The following is a 16,747-nucleotide window of genomic DNA, read 5'->3' on the forward strand; positions in this document are numbered from 1 at the left end:
ACGCGTCAAAACAAGAATCTGGCGCTTTACCCCGGCGGCATGCCGTCGAACTTCACCAGGCCAGGGTCGAGAGGATCCCACTCATGGCCGCGCGCGGCGAAGGTCACCGCCTGCGGCCTGTAGCGGGCGGGCTCGTCGAGGCTTGCCGCCCGGATCGTGAACACGTCAGGCTGCGCCGCGAAGGTCATGTAGACAGCTACGCCGCATTGTGTGCAGAAGCCGCGGGTCTTCACCTTGCCGTTGTCGGCGACCATGTCCCAGTGCCTGGCATCGCCCGTCAGCGTGACGCCGGCGCGCGCGAAGGTCGCGTACGAGCCATGGCCGCTGCCGCTTTCCCGCTGGCAGTCGCGGCATTGGCAGTGATTGCTGAAGAGGGGCTCCCCTTCAATCGAATAGCGGATCGCGCCGCAGGCGCAGCCGCCGGTATAGGGCTTCTCCATCGCAATATCTCCCACTCAACCTTCGCCGCTGATCTCGTCGAGCTTGCGAACGACCTTCTTCCAGCCGCCGCTCATCACCGTGTAGGCCGACTCGTTCCTGGGCAGGACGAAGCCCGCGTGCACGAGGCGGATCCGCGTGCCGGCTTCGACCGGGGTGAGGGACCAGGTCACGACGGTGTCGAGCGGGGCGCCATAGCCGGTGTTGCGCTCGTCGCCGCCTTTCCAGGCGTAGACGAGGCGGCTGAAAGCCACGACCTCCAGAACCCGGCAATGGATCACGCCGTCCCAGTTGCCCCCCGGGGTGGTCTGGAAGGTGAAGGCCTTGCCTTCGACGGCTTCGAAGCCGGTCGGCTGCATCAGCCAGCGCCCGATCAGCTGTCCGCTGGTCAGCGCCTTCCAGATCGTCTGGGCTGTGTGAGGGAAGACCTCGTCGATGACGATGTCTCTTGTGTCGGCTTTCAACGCGGCAGCACTCACGGGTCGATCTCCTTCAAGAGGTCACGCAGGTTCCGGAAACGCTCGCGCCAGAAGACGCCGTAATGGTCCATCCAGGTGACCAGCGGCTCGAGTCCCTGCGGCGCGGCGCGGTAATAGACGTTGCGGCCCTCGGCGCGCTCGGCGACGAGGCCCGCTTGCTTCAACGATTTCAGGTGTTGCGAGACGGCTCCTTGCGTGACGCCGCTGCCGCGCGTCAGCTCGGCGACGCTGATCTCTTTGCTCTCGAACACACGCTCGAACACGGCGCGGCGGGTCGGATCGGCAAGGGCGCGCATCACGGTGGTGACGGGGTTTGGGGTGGCTTCGATCATGCCATCAAATTAGCGGATACTAATGCATTAGTCAACACTAATTCGTCTGGGCAGTCGCCGCCTCCGCGCGCTCTTGACTATGACTGACCAGTCAGTCATATATATCGAATGACGAAGAAGCCGACCAAAGCCGCCTTGCCCTCCGCCGCTCCCACCGGAGCGAACGACCCTGGGACTGCTGGCCCCGATGCGGCGCCTGCCTCGAACCGCGCCTCGCGTGCGGCGGAGCGGCGTGCGGCGATCGTGGAGGCGGCGATGGAGGAGTTCATCGCGCGCGGCTTTGCCGCCACCAGGCTCGACGACATCGCCAAGCGCGCCGGCGTCGCCAAGGGCACGATCTACCTGCACTTCAAGGACAAGGAATCGATGTTCGAGGAGCTGGTGCGCATCGTCATCGTTCCCGTGGTCGCACGGCTGACCACGCTGCCGCCGCCGGCAGGCTCGGTGCGCGACCTCATCGAGACGTTCGCCGGCAACTTCCTGAAGGAGGTGATCGGCACGAGACGGGGCGATCTGGTGCGTCTGATCGTGGCGGAGGGGCCGCGCTTTCCGTCCGTCGCCGACTTCTACTACCGCGAGGTGGTCTCGCGCGGGATCACTGCCATGCGCGCGCTGATCGAGCTCGGCATCGCCCGCGGCGAGATCCGGCAGAAGGACCTCGCGCACTATCCACAGATCCTGGTCGCGCCCGCGATGATCGCCGTGATCTGGCAGAGCCTGTTTGCGCGGCATGCGCCGCTCGACGCGCAGGAGATGCTGCGCGTTCATCTCGATTTGATTTTTGGCGAACGGAGGACGACATGAGGTCGTCGCAAGTGATTTCTTTCTTGGCATTGGTCCTTGTGCTCGCAACCGGGCTTGCGGGGTGCAAGGAGAAGCGCGATCCCGGCTTCCAGGGCTGGGTCGAGGCCGACATGATCTTCGTCAGTCCGGACGAAGCCGGGCGCGTCACCAAGCTCAATGTCCGCGAAGGCGACGAGGTCAAGGTCGGCGATCACCTCTATTCCGTCGATGACGATCTCCAGCTTGCCGACCTCAACCAGCAGAAGGCGACGCTTGCGAATGCGCAGCAGACCTATGACCGTGCGGCCTCGCTGAACAAGACCGGTTCGGGCACGCAGGCCAATCTCGATTCCGCCGTGTCCGCCTTGCGCGTCGCGGAGGCGCGGGTGGCGACCTCGGAGACGCGGATGGCGCGGCGCAAGGGCTTTGCGCCAGTCGCCGGCACCATCCAGCAGATCTATTTCCGCGAAGGCGAGATGGTGGCGGCGCAGCGGCCGGTGCTCTCGATCATGCCGCCCGGCAACATGAAGCTGCGCTTCTTCGTGCCGGAGACCGAGCTGCCGAAGCTCGCGATTGGCGACACGGTGCGTGTCTCCTGTGACAATTGCGCCGCCGACCTCACCGCGAAGATCTACTTCATCGCGACCTCGGCCGAATACACGCCGCCCGTCATCTACAGCCTCGAAGAGCGCAACAAGCTGGTCTATCTGATCCAGGCGCGACCCTCGCGGCCCGATGCCTTGCGCGTCGGACAGCCGATCGACATCCACCTCAATCCCAAAACTCCTGAGACCAAGACACCGGTGGCGGACAAGCGATGAGCAACGGCAACGGCATCGCAATCGACGTCAAGGGCCTGACCAAGTCATTCGGCGGCCGCGAGGTCGTGCACGATCTGTCGATGCAGGTGAAGCGCGGCTCGATCTACGGCTTCCTCGGTCCCAACGGCTCGGGCAAGACCACCACCATCCGCATCCTCTGCGGCCTGCTGACGCCCGACAGCGGCGAGGGCACCTGTCTCGGCTATGACATCCGCCGCGATGCCGAGAAGATCAAGCGCCAGGTCGGCTACATGACCCAGCGCTTCAGCCTGTACCAGGACCTCTCGGTGCGTGAGAACCTCGAATTCGTGGCGCGGCTCTATGGCCTCGCTGACGCGCGCGGCGCCGCGCGCGACATGATCAAGCGGCTCGGGCTCTCGGGGCGGGAGGAGCAGCTCGCCGGCGAGCTCTCGGGCGGCTGGAAGCAGCGGCTGGCGCTCGGGGCCTGCACGCTGCCCAATCCACAATTGTTGCTGCTGGACGAGCCGACCGCCGGCGTCGATCCCAAGGCGCGTCGCGATTTCTGGAACGAGATCCATGCGCTGGCCGCCGAGGGCCTCACGGTGCTGGTCTCGACCCATTACATGGACGAGGCCGAGCGCTGCCACGAGATCGCCTACATCGCCTACGGCTATCTGCTGGCGCACGGCACGGTGGAGGAGGTCATCGCGAAATCCGCGCTGACGACCTATACCGTCACGGGCGACGACCTGAACGAGCTTGGCGCGGCGCTCACGGGCAAGCCCGGCATCGACATGGTGGCGCCGTTCGGCACCTCGCTGCATGTTTCTGGCCGCGACGTCCCGGCGCTCGAAGCCAGCATCGCGCCCTGGCGCGAGAGAGGCGGCCTGCACTGGCAGAAGTCCAAGCCCTCGCTCGAAGACGTGTTCATCGAGCTGATGGGACGTTCCAAGGACAATTTCCAATGAGCGCGGTAGAACATCCCGAACCACGGCGCGAAATCCGCGAGCGTTTCGGTTTCCTGCGGCGCTCCTACGCGATGCTGGTCAAGGAGTTCATCCAGCTGAGGCGCGACCGCGTCTCGTTCGCGATGATCGTGATGCTGCCGGTGATGCAGCTGATGCTGTTCGGCTATGCCATCAACACCACGCCGCGTCATCTGCCGAGCGCGGTGTTGCTCCAGGAGGATTCCGATCTCGCCCGCTCGGTGCTGAAGGCGCTGGAGAACACCAAATATTTCCGCTTCCTCTACGAGGTTCACGACGTCGACGATTTCGACAACCTCCTGAAGTCCGGCAAGGTGCTGTTCGGGGTCGAGATCCCGCGCGGCTTCGAGCGGGCGGTGCGGCGCGGCGACAGGCCGGCGCTGCTGGTCGCGGCCGACGCCACCGATCCGGTCGCCGCAAGCGCTGCGCTCGGCTCGCTCGGCATGATCGTGCAGACCGCGCTCGCGCACGATCTCTATATCGGCGAGCCCTCGGAGATGCCGTTCGAGATCCGCGCCCACGCCCGCTACAATCCGGCCGCGAATTCCAGCCTCAATATCGTGCCAGGCCTCGTCGGCACCATCCTCACCATGACCATGCTGATCTTCACCGCGCTCTCGGTCACGCGCGAGGTCGAACGCGGCACCATGGAGAGCCTGTTGTCGATGCCGATCAAGCCGGTCGAGGTGATGTTCGGCAAGATCGTGCCCTACGTGCTGGTCGGCTTCGTCCAGGCCTTCCTGATCATCAGCATCGGTGTCGGCCTGTTCGGCGTGCCCGTGCTCGGCAATCTCGTCCTGCTGGCGTTGCTCTCGACGCTGTTCATCACCACCAATCTGGCGGTCGGCTACACCATCTCGACGCTGGTTCAGAACCAGCTCCAGGCCATGCAGATGTCAATGATGTTCTTCCTGCCGAGCATTCTGCTCTCCGGCTTCATGTTCCCCTTCGCAGGCATGCCGGCCTGGGCGCAATATCTCGGCGAATGCCTGCCGCTGACCCATTATTTGCGGATCGTCCGCGCCATCATGCTGAAGGGCGCGACCATGGAGAATTTGCGCTTCGATACGCTGGCTCTGGCGGCCCTGATGCTGCTCGCCATGACCGTCGCGGTGACGCGCTTCCGCCGCACGCTGGATTGAGGCACAATACCCGGAATCGAGGGGCGGAATGGCCAAGTTTGCGAGCAGGAAGACGCGGCAGCATGCCGTCTTGTCGGAGGACTTCGAGCGCGAGCTGACGCGGGAGGTGCTGCGCACCGAGCTGTTGCGGGTCCGGGCGCTGATTGCGACCGGCTGCGTCATGACGCTGTTCCTCACCGCAATCTATCTGATCGACCCCGCCGTGGTGAACCGGGTCTGGCGCGGCACCGAAGGGCTCGCCGAAGTCTACGGCCTGCTCGTCGGGTTCATTTTGTTCGAGGCCTGGGTCCACACCCAGATCAGGAAGAACCTCCGCCTCGACCGCGACGTGCCGGTGGCCAGGCGCTATATCGGCACGCTGATCGAGACGTCGCTGCCAACCGTGATCCTCATCCTGCAGATCCGGTCCATGGGCGCGACCCAGGCCCTCGGCTTCGCCGTGCCGCTGATGTATTTCATTTTCGTCATCCTCTCGACGCTGCGGCTCGATTTCTGGCTCTCGACCTTCACCGGCTTCGTCGCTGCTGCCGAGCTGTTCGTGGTCGCACGGGTCTACGATCCCTCGAGCAGCGTCGGCGAGCCCCAGCTCTATTTTCACGCGGTGCGCAGCGCCATCATCCTGATCTGCGGCGTGCTCGCCGGCGCCGTCGGCGCGCAATTGCGCCGGCAGTTCGCCGCGAGCATCGCGGCCGCCACCGCGCGTGACCGGGTCACCAATCTGTTCGGCCAGCACGTCTCGCCGCAGGTGGTGGAGCGGCTGATGACGGCGGGAACGGGCGCTAGCGGCGACGTCCGCCGCGTCGCGGTGATGTTCGTCGATTTCCGCGGCTTCACGGCCGGTGCGCAGTCGCGCAGTCCGCAGGAGGTGGTCGACCGGCTCGACGGCGCCTTCGCCGTCCTGGTCGACATTCTCGACCGCCAGGGCGGCATAGTGAACAAGTTTCTCGGTGACGGTTTCCTCGCGCTGTTCGGCGCGCCGCTGGAAGCATCCGATGCCGCGCACCGCGCGGTCGCCGCCGGCCGCGAGATGCTGAGGGCCATGGACCGCATCAACGCAGAGAGCAGCTGGCCGCTGCGGATCGGCATTGGCATCCATTTCGGCGAGGTCGTCGCCGGCAATATCGGCTCGCCCCGGCGCAAGGAATACACGGTCATCGGCGACACCGTGAACTTCGCCTCGCGGCTCGAGGCGCTGAACAAGGATTTCGGCTCGCAGCTCTTGATCTCGGCGTCCGTGCGCGAGGCGCTGGGAGCCGACGGCAGCGATGCCGTCGCGCTCGGCGAGGTCGAAGTGCGCGGCTACGAGCAGAAAGTACCGGTGTTTCAGCTGGGGTAATGTGCATCACACATCGGTGCGCGCAGTTCTCTTTCATCTAAGCGATTGCTCCGATTGCACTCAATTTTGGGGCATGACGAGCGATGTTTTCGGCTTGTAGAGTGCTGCGCGATGCGGCCGGTCGCGGCCGCGACTTGCATGAGGAAGTGACGATGCAGCGCCGCTACATCACCGTCGACGTGTTCACCGACCGCGCCTTCGGCGGCAACCAGCTCGCTGTGGTGCTCGATGCCGGCGGGCTGACGACGCAGCAGATGCAGGCGATCGCGACCGAGTTCAACTATTCCGAGACCACTTTCGTGCTGCCGCCGCGCGACAGGGCCAACGACGCCGAGGTGCGCATCTTCACGCCGGTGCAGGAGATCGCCTTTGCGGGCCATCCCAATGTCGGCACCGCCTTCGTGCTGGCCTCGATGGCGAAGGAGCCGAAGCCACGCCTGCTGTTCGAGGAGAAGGCCGGGTTGGTCCCGGTCGAGATCGTGCGAGAGCAGGGCAGGGTGATCAGAACCGAGCTCACCGCGCCGCAGCCGCTGCAGCGGCTCTCAACGCTGTCAACAGCGGAAGCGGCGAGCTGCATCTCGCTCGTTGCCGACGACATCAAGACCGACAATCACGAGCCACAGGTCGTCACCGTCGGAAACGCGTTTCTGGTGATGGAGCTGCATTCGCGTGAGGCGCTGAAGCGGGCCCGGCCCGATGCTGCGGCCTTTGGCAAGGTCTTGCCGCGCGATGGTGCCCGCTCGGTGTGGTTCTATACGCGCGATGTGCCGGCGACGGAGGCGCCTTGCGAGCGACAGGCGCGCATGTTCATGCGCGGTGCCAGCGGCCTCGTCGAGGATCCCGCCACCGGCAGCGCCACGGTTGCCGCCGCCGCGCTGTTCGCCGATCTCGATCCCGCGCGCGATGGTGAGCTCAAGCTCACACTCGGCCAGGGTTTTGACATGGGTCGTCCAAGCATCCTCTCGACCCGCGTACGCAAGCAGGACGGCAAAATTGTATCCGCTCACGTCGGCGGCGCTTGCGTGCAGATGATGGAGGGGACGTTCCGGCTGGCGGGGGAGGGGTAACTTGTCATTCCGGGGCGCGCGTAGCGCGAACCCGGAATCCATCTAGCCGCAGTGTTGGTGGAGGAATGGATTCTCAGGTGCGCAATTGCGCACCCTAGCGCGCGCCCGGGAATGACGGCTGTGGCTACACCTGCCGCCCCGCCAAATTCTTCACCGCAACCCCATCGCGCTCCTCGATGATCTCCGCGATCATCTGGCGGTGGCAGTGGGTGTGGTCGCGCTCGTAGCAGAGCAGGCACACCGGGCCGGCCTTTTTCACCAGCGCAGAAAGCTCGTCCATCTCTTCTTTCGCCTGCGGCGTCTTCAGGTGCTTGGAGAAGATCTTCTCCAGCACGTCGTATTGACCGCTGCGGGCGGCGAGGCGGCCTTCCTTCGGCGTGCCGAGCGCGGCGAGATGGACATAGCCGATGCCGCGCTCGTCGAGGCCCGCCGAAAGCTGCCTCTTGGAAAAGCCCGGCCGACGCGACGACGTCACCGCGCGCACGTCGACCACGAGCTTGACGCCGGCCTGTTCCAGCTCGTCCAGCACGGCCTTCGGCGGCGTCTGCTCATAGCCGATGGTGAAGAGCTTCTTCGCCTTTGCCATGGGACCCTCAACTCACCCGTGCGATCAGTTCCATGGCGCCGTGCGGTGCGCGCACCTTGCCCTCGTGGATGACGTAAGCGAACACGTCGCGCGGCTCCTTCTTCGGCTTGGCCTTGTCAACCTTCGGGAGATCGTCGGGTTCACCGCCCGAAGCCCAATCCTGGAAGCGCTGGGCCCAGGCATCGAGCTGCTTCGGCGGATAGCAGGTCTTGATCTCGTCATTGCCCTTCTGCAGCCGCGCGTAGACGAAATCGCCGGCGACATCTGCGATGGCGGGATATTTGCCGTGCTCGGCGAAAACCACGGGCGTCTCGAACTCGCGGATCAGCGCCACGAAGTCCGGCGTGCAGAAGCTGTCATGGCGCACTTCCACGACATGGCGCAGCGCGCGCCCCTCGAGCTTGCGCGGCAACAGCTCCAGGAACTTGCCGAAATCGGCGCCATCGAACTTCTTCGTCGGCGCAAACTGCCACAGCACCGGCCCGAGATGATCGCCGAGTTCCAGCACGCCGGAATCGTAGAACCGCTTGATGGAATCGCCGGCCTCCGCGAGCACGCGGCGGTTGGTCGCGAAGCGCGGTCCCTTCACCGAGAACACGAAACCGTCAGGCACCTCACTCGCCCATTTGCGAAAGCTCTCCGGCTTCTGCGAGCCGTAATAGGTGCCGTTGATCTCGATCGAGGTCAGCTTCGAGGCGGCATAGGACAGCTCCTTCGCCTGCGCGAGCTTCTCCGGATAGAACACGCCGCGCCAGGGCTCGAAGGTCCAGCCGCCGATTCCGATGAAGATGTTGCCGGATTTTTTGGACGCAGTTTTTGCTTTGGCCACGGGAGGATCTCGCATCGACGGGGAGGGATCTCATCCTAATCAAACCAGATGTGATTGGCCAGTTGGCCGGTCCGGTCTAAGCTCGCGACGGGCCCGCGAAGAAGGAGAACAAGATGCGGATGCTGCTGGTGGGGGGCGCACTCGTCATGATGACATCTGCTGCCATGACAAGTTCTGCCGTGGCGGATGACGACGACACGAAGGGCGCGCAGAAGCTCGCTCAGCAGGGCCGCGACGACTATTGGCATTGCCTCGCGCGGGAATATTCGCGCGAGTCCAATCAGGGCTTGTCGGAGCAGGATTTCGGCCGCTCGGTTGCCGGAGCCTGTCCGTCGGAGCGGCAATATTACCGGGTCACGCTGCTCGATTATCTCACCACGCAATATCCTGATATCGATGCCGGCGCTCATCTCGCCACCGCGAACAGAGCGGTGGAGGCGGCGCAGAAGGACATCGTGATGGCCTTCGTCAAGCACCGGCCGCCCCAGAAGTAGGGGAGTGGCGAATCGCGAATAGGGCGACAAGGCAGGCCATGCTCATTCGCCACTCGCCATTCGCGATTCGCCCTGGGCCTTCCAGTCGCGCGCTCATCCATGGTATCAGTGAGCCCGTCTGGAGCAGGAACTTGCATGTCGTCTGAGTCGGTGGGTGGCATTCTGGGGGCGATCGTCGCGGCGGTCGTCCTTGCGGTTGCCGTCGTGTTCGGGCCGATCGGCCAGTACGGCAAGCCGCCCAAGCCGGCGAAGGCCGAGCCGGCGGCGGCGGCACCCGCAGCCCCGGTCGCGCCCGCGCCGCGCGGGCCGGTCATCCGGGAAGTGCCCAACCAATAGGGTTTGAAAATCGGATTTCCGCCCCCTTGCGGAACGCTTTTGCCATTCCCATCTAGCTTCTAACGGCGACGTTGAGCGTAAAGACCTCCGTCGCTGGAACGACCTTGGAATAGCTTAAGGCTTGCGCCGGATGTACGCGCGGCCCGCCGTTCCGGGGTCGTTGGCATTTTAGGCCCCTTTTCGGCCCTTCCCCAGACCCCCGGCTTGGCAGCGCAGGATGCGGCGGATATACGCTGCCGTCATGAACGAAGCGATCAGACCGGGCATCGACAACCAAGCCCACGAGGGGCCGGAACTGTCGGTCATCGTCCCAACTTTCAACGAGCGCGACAACGTCACCGTGCTGTACCGGCGCCTCGAGGCGACGCTCGCCAACGTCGTCTGGGAAGTCGTGTTCGTCGACGACAATTCGCCCGACGGCACCTGGGATGTCGTGCGTGAGCTGGCGCAGCGCGACAGCCGCGTGCGCTGCGTCCGCCGCATCGGCCGCCGCGGCCTGTCGGGCGCCTGCATCGAGGGCATCCTTGCCTCCAGCGCGCCCTATGTGGCCGTGATCGATGCCGACCTCCAGCATGACGAGACCCAGCTGCCCAAGATGCTGCTCTTGCTCGCGAGCGATCAGGCCGACCTCGTCGTCGGCAGCCGCTACATCGAGGGCTACAAGAGCGAAGGCTTCAACAGGCAGCGCGCCGGCGCCAGCGCGCTCGCGACCGAGGTCGCCAAGAAGATGCTGCGGGTCGAGATTGCCGACCCCATGAGCGGCTTCTTCATGATCCGCCGCGACCGCTTCGAGCAGCTCGCGCCAAAACTCTCCGTGCACGGCTTCAAGATCCTGCTCGACATCGTCGCGACCGCGCATGGCAGCTTGCGGGCGGTCGAGATTCCCTACACCTTCGGCGCCCGCCAGCACGGCGAGAGCAAGCTCGATTCCATGGTCGCGCTCGACTTCCTCGGCCTCGTCTTCGCCAAGCTGACCAACGACATCGTCTCGCTGCGCTTCATCCTGTTCGCGATGGTCGGCGGCATCGGCGTCGTCGTGCACCTGACCACGCTGTTCATCGCGCTTCGCCTGTTCAACGCGCCGTTCCCGGAGGCGCAGGCCGCCGGCGCCATCGTCGCCATGACCAGCAATTTCATCCTCAACAACTTTCTCACCTATCGCGACCAGCGGCTGAAGGGCTTTGCGCTGCTGCGCGGCCTGATCGCCTTCTACATCGTGTGCAGCGTCGGCCTGCTCGCCAATGTCGGCGTCGCCTTCTCGGTCTACGACCAGGAGCCGATCTGGTGGCTGGCCGGCCTGGCCGGCGCGTTGATGGGCGTGGTGTGGAACTACGCGATGTCCGGACTGTTCGTCTGGCGCAAGAAATAGCGCGTGATGGGCGGGGCCGACGCGCGGATCGTCCGCAACACCGCGCTGCTGATTGTCGCGCTGGTGGGATTGCGGCTCGTCGCAGCCGCCTTCACGCCGATCACGTTCGACGAAGCCTATTACTGGATGTGGTCGAAGAGCCTCGCCGGGGGCTATTACGACCACCCGCCCATGGTCGCCTATGTGATCCGCGCCGGCACCATGATCGCGGGCGATACCGAGCTCGGCGTCCGCCTCGTCTCGATCCTGCTCGCGCTGCCGATGAGCTATGCGGTCTATCGCTCCGCCGCAATTCTGTTCGGCGGGGTGCGTGTGGCCGCGACCAGCGCCATCCTGCTCAACGTGACGCTGCTGGCTTCCGTCGGCACGCTGATCGTCACGCCCGATGCGCCGCTGCTGGTCGCCTCCAGCTTCGTGCTGTTCTTTCTCGCCAAGGTGCTGGAGACCGGACGCGGCGCCTGGTGGCTCGCGGTCGGCGCCGCCGTCGGCGCGGCGCTATTGTCGAAATACACCGCGATGTTCTTTGGCGCCGCGATCCTGATCTGGCTCGCTTGCGTGCCGAAGCTGCGGCGCTGGTTCGTCTCGCCCTGGCCCTATCTCGGCGGCCTCGTGGCGCTGGCACTGTTCTCGCCGGTGATCCTCTGGAATGCCGACCATCAATGGGTCTCGTTCGCAAAGCAGCTCGGCCGCGCCAGGATCGAGGACTTCCGCCCCGTCTTCATCGCCGAGCTGATCCCGACCCAGATCGCGTTCGCAACCCCGCTGGTCTTCATCCTCGGCGCCATGGGCCTGCATGCGCTGACCTGGCAGCGCGTCGGCGCGCTGCCCTCGCGCGTGCTGATCGAGACGATGTTCTGGACCATCGTCGTCTATTTCGTCTGGCATTCGCTGCATGCGCGCGTCGAGGCCAACTGGTTCGCGCCGGTGTATCCGCCGTTCGTCATAGCCGCGGCCGCCGCGGCCAATCTTGCGCAATGGAAGCCGCGTCAGCGGCGCCTCGTCGACGTTTGCCTGCGCTGGGCCGCGCCTGTGGGCATCGTCATGTTTGCCGCCTTGATCGTGCAGGCCAATACCGGCTGGTTGTCCGGATATCGCCGCGATGCCACCGTGCGCAGTGTCGGTGTCGGCTGGCGCGAGCTCGCGGCCGGAATCGAAGCGGTGCGCGCGCGCAGTGGCGCCACCTGCGTGCTGGCGCAGGATTACGGCACCACGAGCTGGCTCGCATTCTATCTGCCGCGCGGCACCTGCGTCGCGCAGCAAAGCCAGCGCATCCGCTGGGTCAACATGGCCGAACCCGATCCCAAGCTGCTCGCCGGCAAGCTGCTCTATGTCGACGAGCTGCGCGCCGACGGTCATCCTGCCCTCAATGCTCTCTTTGCAAAGGTGACGCAGGTGGCGCAATTGCAGCGCAAGCGCGGGCCGCTCGTGGTCGAGACCTACGGCATCGACCTGCTGGAAGTCGCCAAGGGCGAGGTGCTGGACCGTTCGCCGCCGCCGGAAGCGCGCTAAAGCGCGATGCGATTAGGATGAATCATCGTCGCGCTTTAGGTTTTCCGGATCATCTCTAGCGGCTTAATCGATCATCTCGGCCTTGTCAGCATCCTGTCCCGGCCCATCGCGATCGCGCCAGAACCAGACAGTCACGACGCCGGAACGGCCGCGGACCCGGGCGAGCAGGGGGCCGGACAGAACGCCGTCGGGCGCGCCCTGGAAGTCGGCCGCATCCAGCAGCGTGTCGCTCAGCGCAAGGCGCGCATCGTTCTGGGCGGCAATCTCCATCAGCCGGCTTGCGACGTTGACGGTGTCGCCCGTCGCCGTGATGTGCTGATGGCTTTCGCCGAGTCGCGAGGCGACGATCGGGCCGCAATGCGCGCCGATCTTGTAGCCAAGCTGACCTGCGATCGCCGGCGGCAGCGAGGCGATCCAGCGTGCGAGGCCGCGATGCAGATCGACCGCGCATTTCAGCGCGCGCGCCGAATCGTCGGGCATGGCGCGCGGCAGCCCGAACAGGATCATGGCGCCGTCGCCGAGAAAGCCCGTGATCATGCCGCCGCAATCGATCGCGATCCGGTCGATCAGCGCATGAAACGCCTTCAGAATATCCGTGAGCTCGTCCGGATCGATCCGCTCGCTCAAACCGGTGAAGCCGGAGAGATCGACGAACACCACGGCTGCATCCTGCCGCACCGGCTTCGAGAGGAAGTTCGGATCTCGCGAGAGCCAATCCCGCAGCGCCGGAGCCTGGAATTGCGCAAGCGACCTGCTCTTAGCGGCGAAATATTGCGTGCGGCGGCCTCCGGCCCACAGCTGCACGCCGGCAAAGACCGCAACCGGCGGCGCGGCGGCGGCGAGCGTGGTCGCGGCGTTCAGCCAGACGCCGTGCGTGAACGCGAACAGGTTGAGCCCGGCCCAGGCGATCATCACCGCGGCCGCCGCCATGGTGCCGAGCGCGATGCGCCGCCAGGCGAGCAGGCCGACCAGCAGCACCGGCAGCAGGATCGCCGTGAGCGCGTCGGCAATGCGGACCCGGTGGTCACGCAGGATGGCGTCGCCGGCGACGAGATGCGTGATTGCGGTCGAGACCACCTCGACGCCGGGCATGAGGGAATCGAACGGCGTCGGATAGAAGTCGCCGCCGCCGGCGACGGAGGCGCCGATTACGACGATCCGGTTCTCGATGGCCGCGCGATCGAGCGTGCCGTCGAAGATGCTCTGTGCGCTGACGGTACGGATGGTGCGGCGCGGGCCGTAATAGGTGATCGGCAATGCCAGATTGCTGTCGGTCGGCACCACGCGATCGCCGAGCATGAGATGGCCCGGCGCGACGGTCAGCGGCTCGTCGAGCGCGCGGGCCGCGACGCGCAACGGAAACGACAGCTCGACCTTGTCGCGGGTCCGGAACAGCATCGGCACCGAGAGCGGCGAGCCTGATTGCCCTGTCGCGACATTGACGATGCCAACCTCGGTGTGCTCGGCGAATGCGGGCAATGGCTGCAGGAAGCGCTCGGCCTCCGGCAGCACGGCCAGCGGTCCTTCGCGGCTGGGTGCCACGGTTTCGCTCGCGGAGGGGAAGATCGCGGCGGCGGCAAGCACCATGGGACCGGTGGCCAATGTGTTGGCCAGCGTCGCATCGCCGATCGCGGCGCTGCGGTCGACCAGCAGCAGGTCGATCGCCACGACCTTCGGCTTGAACTGCACGATGGTGTCGACGACGCGGGCAAGATCGGCGCGCGGCAGTGGATAGGTGCCGCCGCGCTTCACCACCGTGTCGTCGATCGCAACGATGGTGACGAGATCCGGCGGACGCCGCACGCCGCGCGCCTGCGTCCGCCAATCCGTCAACGTGGCTTCGAGCCGGTCCAGGAAGCGCAGATGGCCGTGGGCGTGCGTGGCATAGATGCCCGCGCCCCACAGCGCGGTGAGGACGAGTGCCACCAGGATCTGAACGCGTCGGCTGCGCATGCGGTCTTGCAATCGTATAATCCAAATCTCATGGGCCGGGCCTTGTCGGCCCCGGCTCATTGCCCGAGTCTGGCCATGAGCGCGTCGACGCGCGGCTGGCCCCAGGTCTTGACCGTCAACGGGCCGGTTGGCTCGACATCGACGCCTTCCCCGGGTCCAAGCACGACACCGCGTCCACGAGCCCTGCGGCTCACGCCGACCCGGCCGTCTGCGACGAACACGGAAGTCTTGGTGTCGGCGACATCGACCGCCCATTTCGTGCCGCGTACTGCGGCAATCGCTTGCGGCGTCAGCACCTTGAAGGGATTGCCGCGCGGCTTCTTGGGTACCTCGATCAGCAGCGCTTTGCTGCTCAACTCCACGGAGTCTATATGTCCGTCGCGGTTGGCGTCCTTAAGTTCAAATCTGGCGCCGTTTTCCGCAACGATGGTAATGCCGTTGTCGCAGCGCCAGGTCTGCGTCCCGGCAGCCGACGGCGATGCCGTGCAGCCCGCATTCGCCGCAGGCTGCGCAGTCGCAGATCCGATCAACAGAAACGACCCCGCCAGGGCGAAAAACCCCGCGCGCGCAATCCCTCTCATGCCAGCCTCCGTTTGCGTGCTCGGCACAGCTCAGGGCAGGATGATACGGTACCGTATCACGCGCAGAGGCTGCTGAAAAGTGCCGAAGTGGGAGCTATTTTCTCGCGGCCGCGATGTCCAGAACCGAGGCGATCAACTTTCAATCACGGCGCCGTGCCGCGGTGCCCTGCGCGTCATGAGCATGCACCGTTGTCGCGCGGCCGACGAGGCCCAATCCGACGCGTCGCCCACCAGCCTCGCGCAACGCTGGCGCGTTACGTTCGGGGGCAGTGGAGGGCCACGAAAATGACGTTCTCAAGTGCGTCATGGATGTGGCCGCAGACGTCCGCAGAGCCTGCTGAACCGGCCGAGAATTATAGTTAACAGACCCAACTAAGTCCGTAGTTCTGCGGGCGTTTTTCTCAAAACGGGACAGCGTTAACGAGTCGCCGCAGATCCGCCCGAACTTAATCCGCATTTAACTAAAAGTCGCCTTAATGACGCTCCGACCCTCTGCGAGATGCTGTTCCCGGATCGTGACCAGCGGCACTTCGAAGGGGGACAGAGTGACACCGTCCTGGACGCAAGGCGAATGAGTACGAGTATCGCTGCGCAGAGTAACGCGGCACGGAAGTCCAAGAATTTCTCGAAGACCAATTCGCGGAAATCTTCCCGGAAAATGACCACGACCAATTGGCTTGGCGCCGCGGCGATCGGCTGCGCCGTGATGGGCGCCGGCTGGACCATCCACAGCAACATCTTCGGCGCGAGCGTCTATCCCTCAGTCGGCAGCGTCGGCTACGACGAGCCGGTGATCAAGCGCGCGCCCAGGGTGGCGCTGCGCGAGGCCGGCGAGGCCATCAAGGATACCTTCGCGCTGCTGCCCGACCGCCTCCAGGTCGCAGCTCCGATCTCGCGCGAGATGTTCAACGAGCGCTTTGCCGCGGCCGCAACGCAGGGCGTGCCGTCGAATGCCACAAGCGCCGCACCCCCGGCGCAGGTCGTTGCGGTGGCCAAAGACGCCCCGAAGCAGGGCGTGATCGCGAAGGTCGCGGAGGCGCTGAAGCCGGCGGCCAAGGGCGCCGACAACGCCGCGGACAAGACCAAGCGCGCGCCGGCTGCCCAGCTGCAACTCGCCTCGGCCGACCCGGCCGAGATCGTGCCGGCGCCCGAAGCCAAGCAAAAATCCTTCGCCGACCGTGCCAAGGCCGCGGTGATGTCGATCACCGCTCCGCGCCAGGCGATGGTGGAAAAGCTGTGGGGCAAGCGCGAAGCGTCCGGCGGGCTGCTCGCCTACGCCTCGGCCGATGCCAGCATCACTGCGTCCATCGCCCCGAAGGAGCAGAACCCGATGTTCGGCGGCGCTCCGCCTTATGAGCGGGACACCGCGGTCTACGACATCACGGCCAAGATGGTGTATCTGCCCGACGGCACCAGGCTCGAGGCGCATTCCGGCCTTGGCGCCAACCGCGACGATCCGGACTCCCGCCGCCTGCGCATGCGCGGCGTGACGCCGCCGCACATCTACACGCTGAAGCCGCGCGAGGCGCTGTTCCACGGCGTGCCGGCGCTGCGCCTGACCCCGATCGGCGGCGAGAGCGCGATCTACGGCCGCGACGGCCTGCTCGCCCACACCTTCATGCTCGGGCCGGGCGGCGATTCCAACGGCTGCGTGTCGTTCAAGGACTACTACGCGTTCCTCGACGCCTACCGCAATAAGGGCATCCGCAAGCTCGCGGTGCTGGCGCGGGTGGAGTGAGGCGAGC

Annotated in this window: 18 protein-coding genes; 11 read left to right on the plus strand and 7 right to left on the minus strand. The window is 65.5% G+C overall.

The features are described 5' to 3' along the window. Positions 1-26: 26 nt before the first annotated feature. Genes I6F33_RS12085 through I6F33_RS12095 form a run of 3 tightly spaced genes read right to left on the minus strand, consistent with a single transcriptional unit; the run spans position 27 to position 1,249 of the window. The gene (locus I6F33_RS12085; RefSeq protein WP_036012827.1) at positions 27-440 is read right to left on the minus strand and encodes a GFA family protein; all 414 of its coding nucleotides are present in this window, start codon (positions 438-440) and stop codon (positions 27-29) included. Between the two features lie 15 nt (positions 441-455). Next, complete coding sequence (locus tag I6F33_RS12090; RefSeq protein ID WP_036027779.1) at positions 456-917, minus strand: SRPBCC domain-containing protein; 462 nt, start codon at positions 915-917, stop codon at positions 456-458. Next, a complete protein-coding gene (locus tag I6F33_RS12095; protein WP_036012825.1) occupies positions 914-1,249 on the minus strand; it encodes a helix-turn-helix transcriptional regulator in 336 nt (111 codons plus the stop codon). Before I6F33_RS12095 ends, I6F33_RS12090 begins: the two co-directional genes overlap by 4 nt. A gap of 108 nt (positions 1,250-1,357) precedes the next feature. Here I6F33_RS12095 and I6F33_RS12100 point away from each other — a divergent pair, with 108 nt between their 5' ends. The 6 genes from I6F33_RS12100 to I6F33_RS12125 all read left to right on the plus strand — a co-directional run bounded on the left by I6F33_RS12100 (position 1,358) and on the right by I6F33_RS12125 (position 7,345). Next, on the plus strand, positions 1,358-2,053 hold the full coding sequence (locus I6F33_RS12100; protein WP_225124775.1) for a TetR/AcrR family transcriptional regulator: 696 nt from the start codon (positions 1,358-1,360) through the stop codon (positions 2,051-2,053). Then, positions 2,050-2,853 (plus strand): HlyD family secretion protein, encoded by an 804-nt coding sequence (locus I6F33_RS12105; RefSeq protein ID WP_036027776.1) that lies wholly within the window; start codon positions 2,050-2,052, stop codon positions 2,851-2,853. The genes I6F33_RS12100 and I6F33_RS12105 overlap by 4 nt, the downstream gene beginning before the upstream one ends. Beyond that, positions 2,850-3,782, plus strand: coding sequence for an ABC transporter ATP-binding protein (locus tag I6F33_RS12110; protein WP_036027774.1), 933 nt, complete (start codon positions 2,850-2,852; stop codon positions 3,780-3,782). Before I6F33_RS12105 ends, I6F33_RS12110 begins: the two co-directional genes overlap by 4 nt. Further along, the gene (locus I6F33_RS12115) at positions 3,779-4,942 is read left to right on the plus strand and encodes an ABC transporter permease (RefSeq protein WP_225142625.1); all 1,164 of its coding nucleotides are present in this window, start codon (positions 3,779-3,781) and stop codon (positions 4,940-4,942) included. Before I6F33_RS12110 ends, I6F33_RS12115 begins: the two co-directional genes overlap by 4 nt. A 28-nt stretch (positions 4,943-4,970) precedes the next feature. Next, positions 4,971-6,278, plus strand: a complete 1,308-nt coding sequence (locus I6F33_RS12120; protein ID WP_225142627.1) for an adenylate/guanylate cyclase domain-containing protein — start codon at positions 4,971-4,973, stop codon at positions 6,276-6,278. A gap of 152 nt (positions 6,279-6,430) precedes the next feature. Continuing rightward, positions 6,431-7,345: a PhzF family phenazine biosynthesis protein gene (locus tag I6F33_RS12125; RefSeq protein WP_225142629.1), complete on the plus strand. Its 915-nt coding sequence runs from the start codon at positions 6,431-6,433 to the stop codon at positions 7,343-7,345. Positions 7,346-7,469: 124 nt separating this feature from the next. Here the strand turns inward: I6F33_RS12125 and I6F33_RS12130 are convergent, their stop codons facing one another. Together I6F33_RS12130 and I6F33_RS12135 are read right to left on the minus strand one after the other, a co-directional pair. After that, positions 7,470-7,931 (minus strand): DUF488 family protein, encoded by a 462-nt coding sequence (locus I6F33_RS12130; RefSeq protein WP_225142630.1) that lies wholly within the window; start codon positions 7,929-7,931, stop codon positions 7,470-7,472. A 7-nt stretch (positions 7,932-7,938) separates the two neighbouring features. Beyond that, positions 7,939-8,775 carry a DUF72 domain-containing protein gene (locus I6F33_RS12135; RefSeq protein WP_225142632.1) on the minus strand — a complete coding sequence of 279 codons (837 nt, stop codon included), beginning with the start codon at positions 8,773-8,775 and terminating at the stop codon, positions 7,939-7,941. Positions 8,776-8,873: 98 nt separating this feature from the next. Here I6F33_RS12135 and I6F33_RS12140 point away from each other — a divergent pair, with 98 nt between their 5' ends. From I6F33_RS12140 to I6F33_RS12155, 4 genes are all read left to right on the plus strand, one after another. Then, positions 8,874-9,254, plus strand: a complete 381-nt coding sequence (locus I6F33_RS12140) for a hypothetical protein (protein ID WP_036012816.1) — start codon at positions 8,874-8,876, stop codon at positions 9,252-9,254. A gap of 135 nt (positions 9,255-9,389) precedes the next feature. Next, positions 9,390-9,590 carry a hypothetical protein gene (locus tag I6F33_RS12145; protein ID WP_036027765.1) on the plus strand — a complete coding sequence of 67 codons (201 nt, stop codon included), beginning with the start codon at positions 9,390-9,392 and terminating at the stop codon, positions 9,588-9,590. A 241-nt stretch (positions 9,591-9,831) separates the two neighbouring features. Beyond that, complete coding sequence (locus tag I6F33_RS12150; protein WP_225142634.1) at positions 9,832-10,959, plus strand: glycosyltransferase family 2 protein; 1,128 nt, start codon at positions 9,832-9,834, stop codon at positions 10,957-10,959. Between the two features lie 6 nt (positions 10,960-10,965). Further along, positions 10,966-12,468, plus strand: coding sequence for a glycosyltransferase family 39 protein (locus I6F33_RS12155; protein WP_225142636.1), 1,503 nt, complete (start codon positions 10,966-10,968; stop codon positions 12,466-12,468). 63 nt (positions 12,469-12,531) lie between these two features. Here I6F33_RS12155 and I6F33_RS12160 read toward each other — a convergent pair whose 3' ends face one another. Together I6F33_RS12160 and I6F33_RS12165 are read right to left on the minus strand one after the other, a co-directional pair. Then, complete coding sequence (locus I6F33_RS12160) at positions 12,532-14,421, minus strand: CHASE2 domain-containing protein (RefSeq protein WP_225142638.1); 1,890 nt, start codon at positions 14,419-14,421, stop codon at positions 12,532-12,534. A 56-nt stretch (positions 14,422-14,477) separates the two neighbouring features. Then, positions 14,478-15,002, minus strand: coding sequence for a FecR domain-containing protein (locus tag I6F33_RS12165; protein ID WP_036043640.1), 525 nt, complete (start codon positions 15,000-15,002; stop codon positions 14,478-14,480). Positions 15,003-15,660: 658 nt separating this feature from the next. On the opposite strand from I6F33_RS12165, the gene I6F33_RS12170 reads away from it, so the two are divergent. Further along, positions 15,661-16,740: a tlde1 domain-containing protein gene (locus I6F33_RS12170; RefSeq protein ID WP_225142641.1), complete on the plus strand. Its 1,080-nt coding sequence runs from the start codon at positions 15,661-15,663 to the stop codon at positions 16,738-16,740. The last annotated feature ends 7 nt before the right edge of the window (positions 16,741-16,747 follow it).

The sequence above is a fragment of the Bradyrhizobium sp. BRP20 genome (assembly GCF_020194215.1).
Lineage (GTDB): Bacteria > Pseudomonadota > Alphaproteobacteria > Rhizobiales > Xanthobacteraceae > Bradyrhizobium > Bradyrhizobium yuanmingense.

Excerpts from the sequence above, each read along its gene's own strand:
- I6F33_RS12085 (WP_036012827.1), bottom strand. The coding sequence starts at position 440 with ATGGAGAAGCCCTATACCGGCGGCTGCGCCTGCGGCGCGATCCGCTAT.
- I6F33_RS12095 (WP_036012825.1), bottom strand. The coding sequence starts at position 1,249 with ATGATCGAAGCCACCCCAAACCCCGTCACCACCGTGATGCGCGCCCTT.
- I6F33_RS12100 (WP_225124775.1), top strand. The coding sequence starts at position 1,358 with ATGACGAAGAAGCCGACCAAAGCCGCCTTGCCCTCCGCCGCTCCCACC.
- I6F33_RS12105 (WP_036027776.1), top strand. The coding sequence starts at position 2,050 with ATGAGGTCGTCGCAAGTGATTTCTTTCTTGGCATTGGTCCTTGTGCTC.
- I6F33_RS12110 (WP_036027774.1), top strand. The coding sequence starts at position 2,850 with ATGAGCAACGGCAACGGCATCGCAATCGACGTCAAGGGCCTGACCAAG.
- I6F33_RS12115 (WP_225142625.1), top strand. The coding sequence starts at position 3,779 with ATGAGCGCGGTAGAACATCCCGAACCACGGCGCGAAATCCGCGAGCGT.
- I6F33_RS12120 (WP_225142627.1), top strand. The coding sequence starts at position 4,971 with ATGGCCAAGTTTGCGAGCAGGAAGACGCGGCAGCATGCCGTCTTGTCG.
- I6F33_RS12125 (WP_225142629.1), top strand. The coding sequence starts at position 6,431 with ATGCAGCGCCGCTACATCACCGTCGACGTGTTCACCGACCGCGCCTTC.
- I6F33_RS12130 (WP_225142630.1), bottom strand. The coding sequence starts at position 7,931 with ATGGCAAAGGCGAAGAAGCTCTTCACCATCGGCTATGAGCAGACGCCG.
- I6F33_RS12135 (WP_225142632.1), bottom strand. The coding sequence starts at position 8,775 with ATGCGAGATCCTCCCGTGGCCAAAGCAAAAACTGCGTCCAAAAAATCC.
- I6F33_RS12140 (WP_036012816.1), top strand. The coding sequence starts at position 8,874 with ATGCGGATGCTGCTGGTGGGGGGCGCACTCGTCATGATGACATCTGCT.
- I6F33_RS12145 (WP_036027765.1), top strand. The coding sequence starts at position 9,390 with ATGTCGTCTGAGTCGGTGGGTGGCATTCTGGGGGCGATCGTCGCGGCG.
- I6F33_RS12150 (WP_225142634.1), top strand. The coding sequence starts at position 9,832 with ATGAACGAAGCGATCAGACCGGGCATCGACAACCAAGCCCACGAGGGG.
- I6F33_RS12155 (WP_225142636.1), top strand. The coding sequence starts at position 10,966 with ATGGGCGGGGCCGACGCGCGGATCGTCCGCAACACCGCGCTGCTGATT.
- I6F33_RS12160 (WP_225142638.1), bottom strand. The coding sequence starts at position 14,421 with ATGCGCAGCCGACGCGTTCAGATCCTGGTGGCACTCGTCCTCACCGCG.
- I6F33_RS12165 (WP_036043640.1), bottom strand. The coding sequence starts at position 15,002 with ATGAGAGGGATTGCGCGCGCGGGGTTTTTCGCCCTGGCGGGGTCGTTT.
- I6F33_RS12170 (WP_225142641.1), top strand. The coding sequence starts at position 15,661 with ATGACCACGACCAATTGGCTTGGCGCCGCGGCGATCGGCTGCGCCGTG.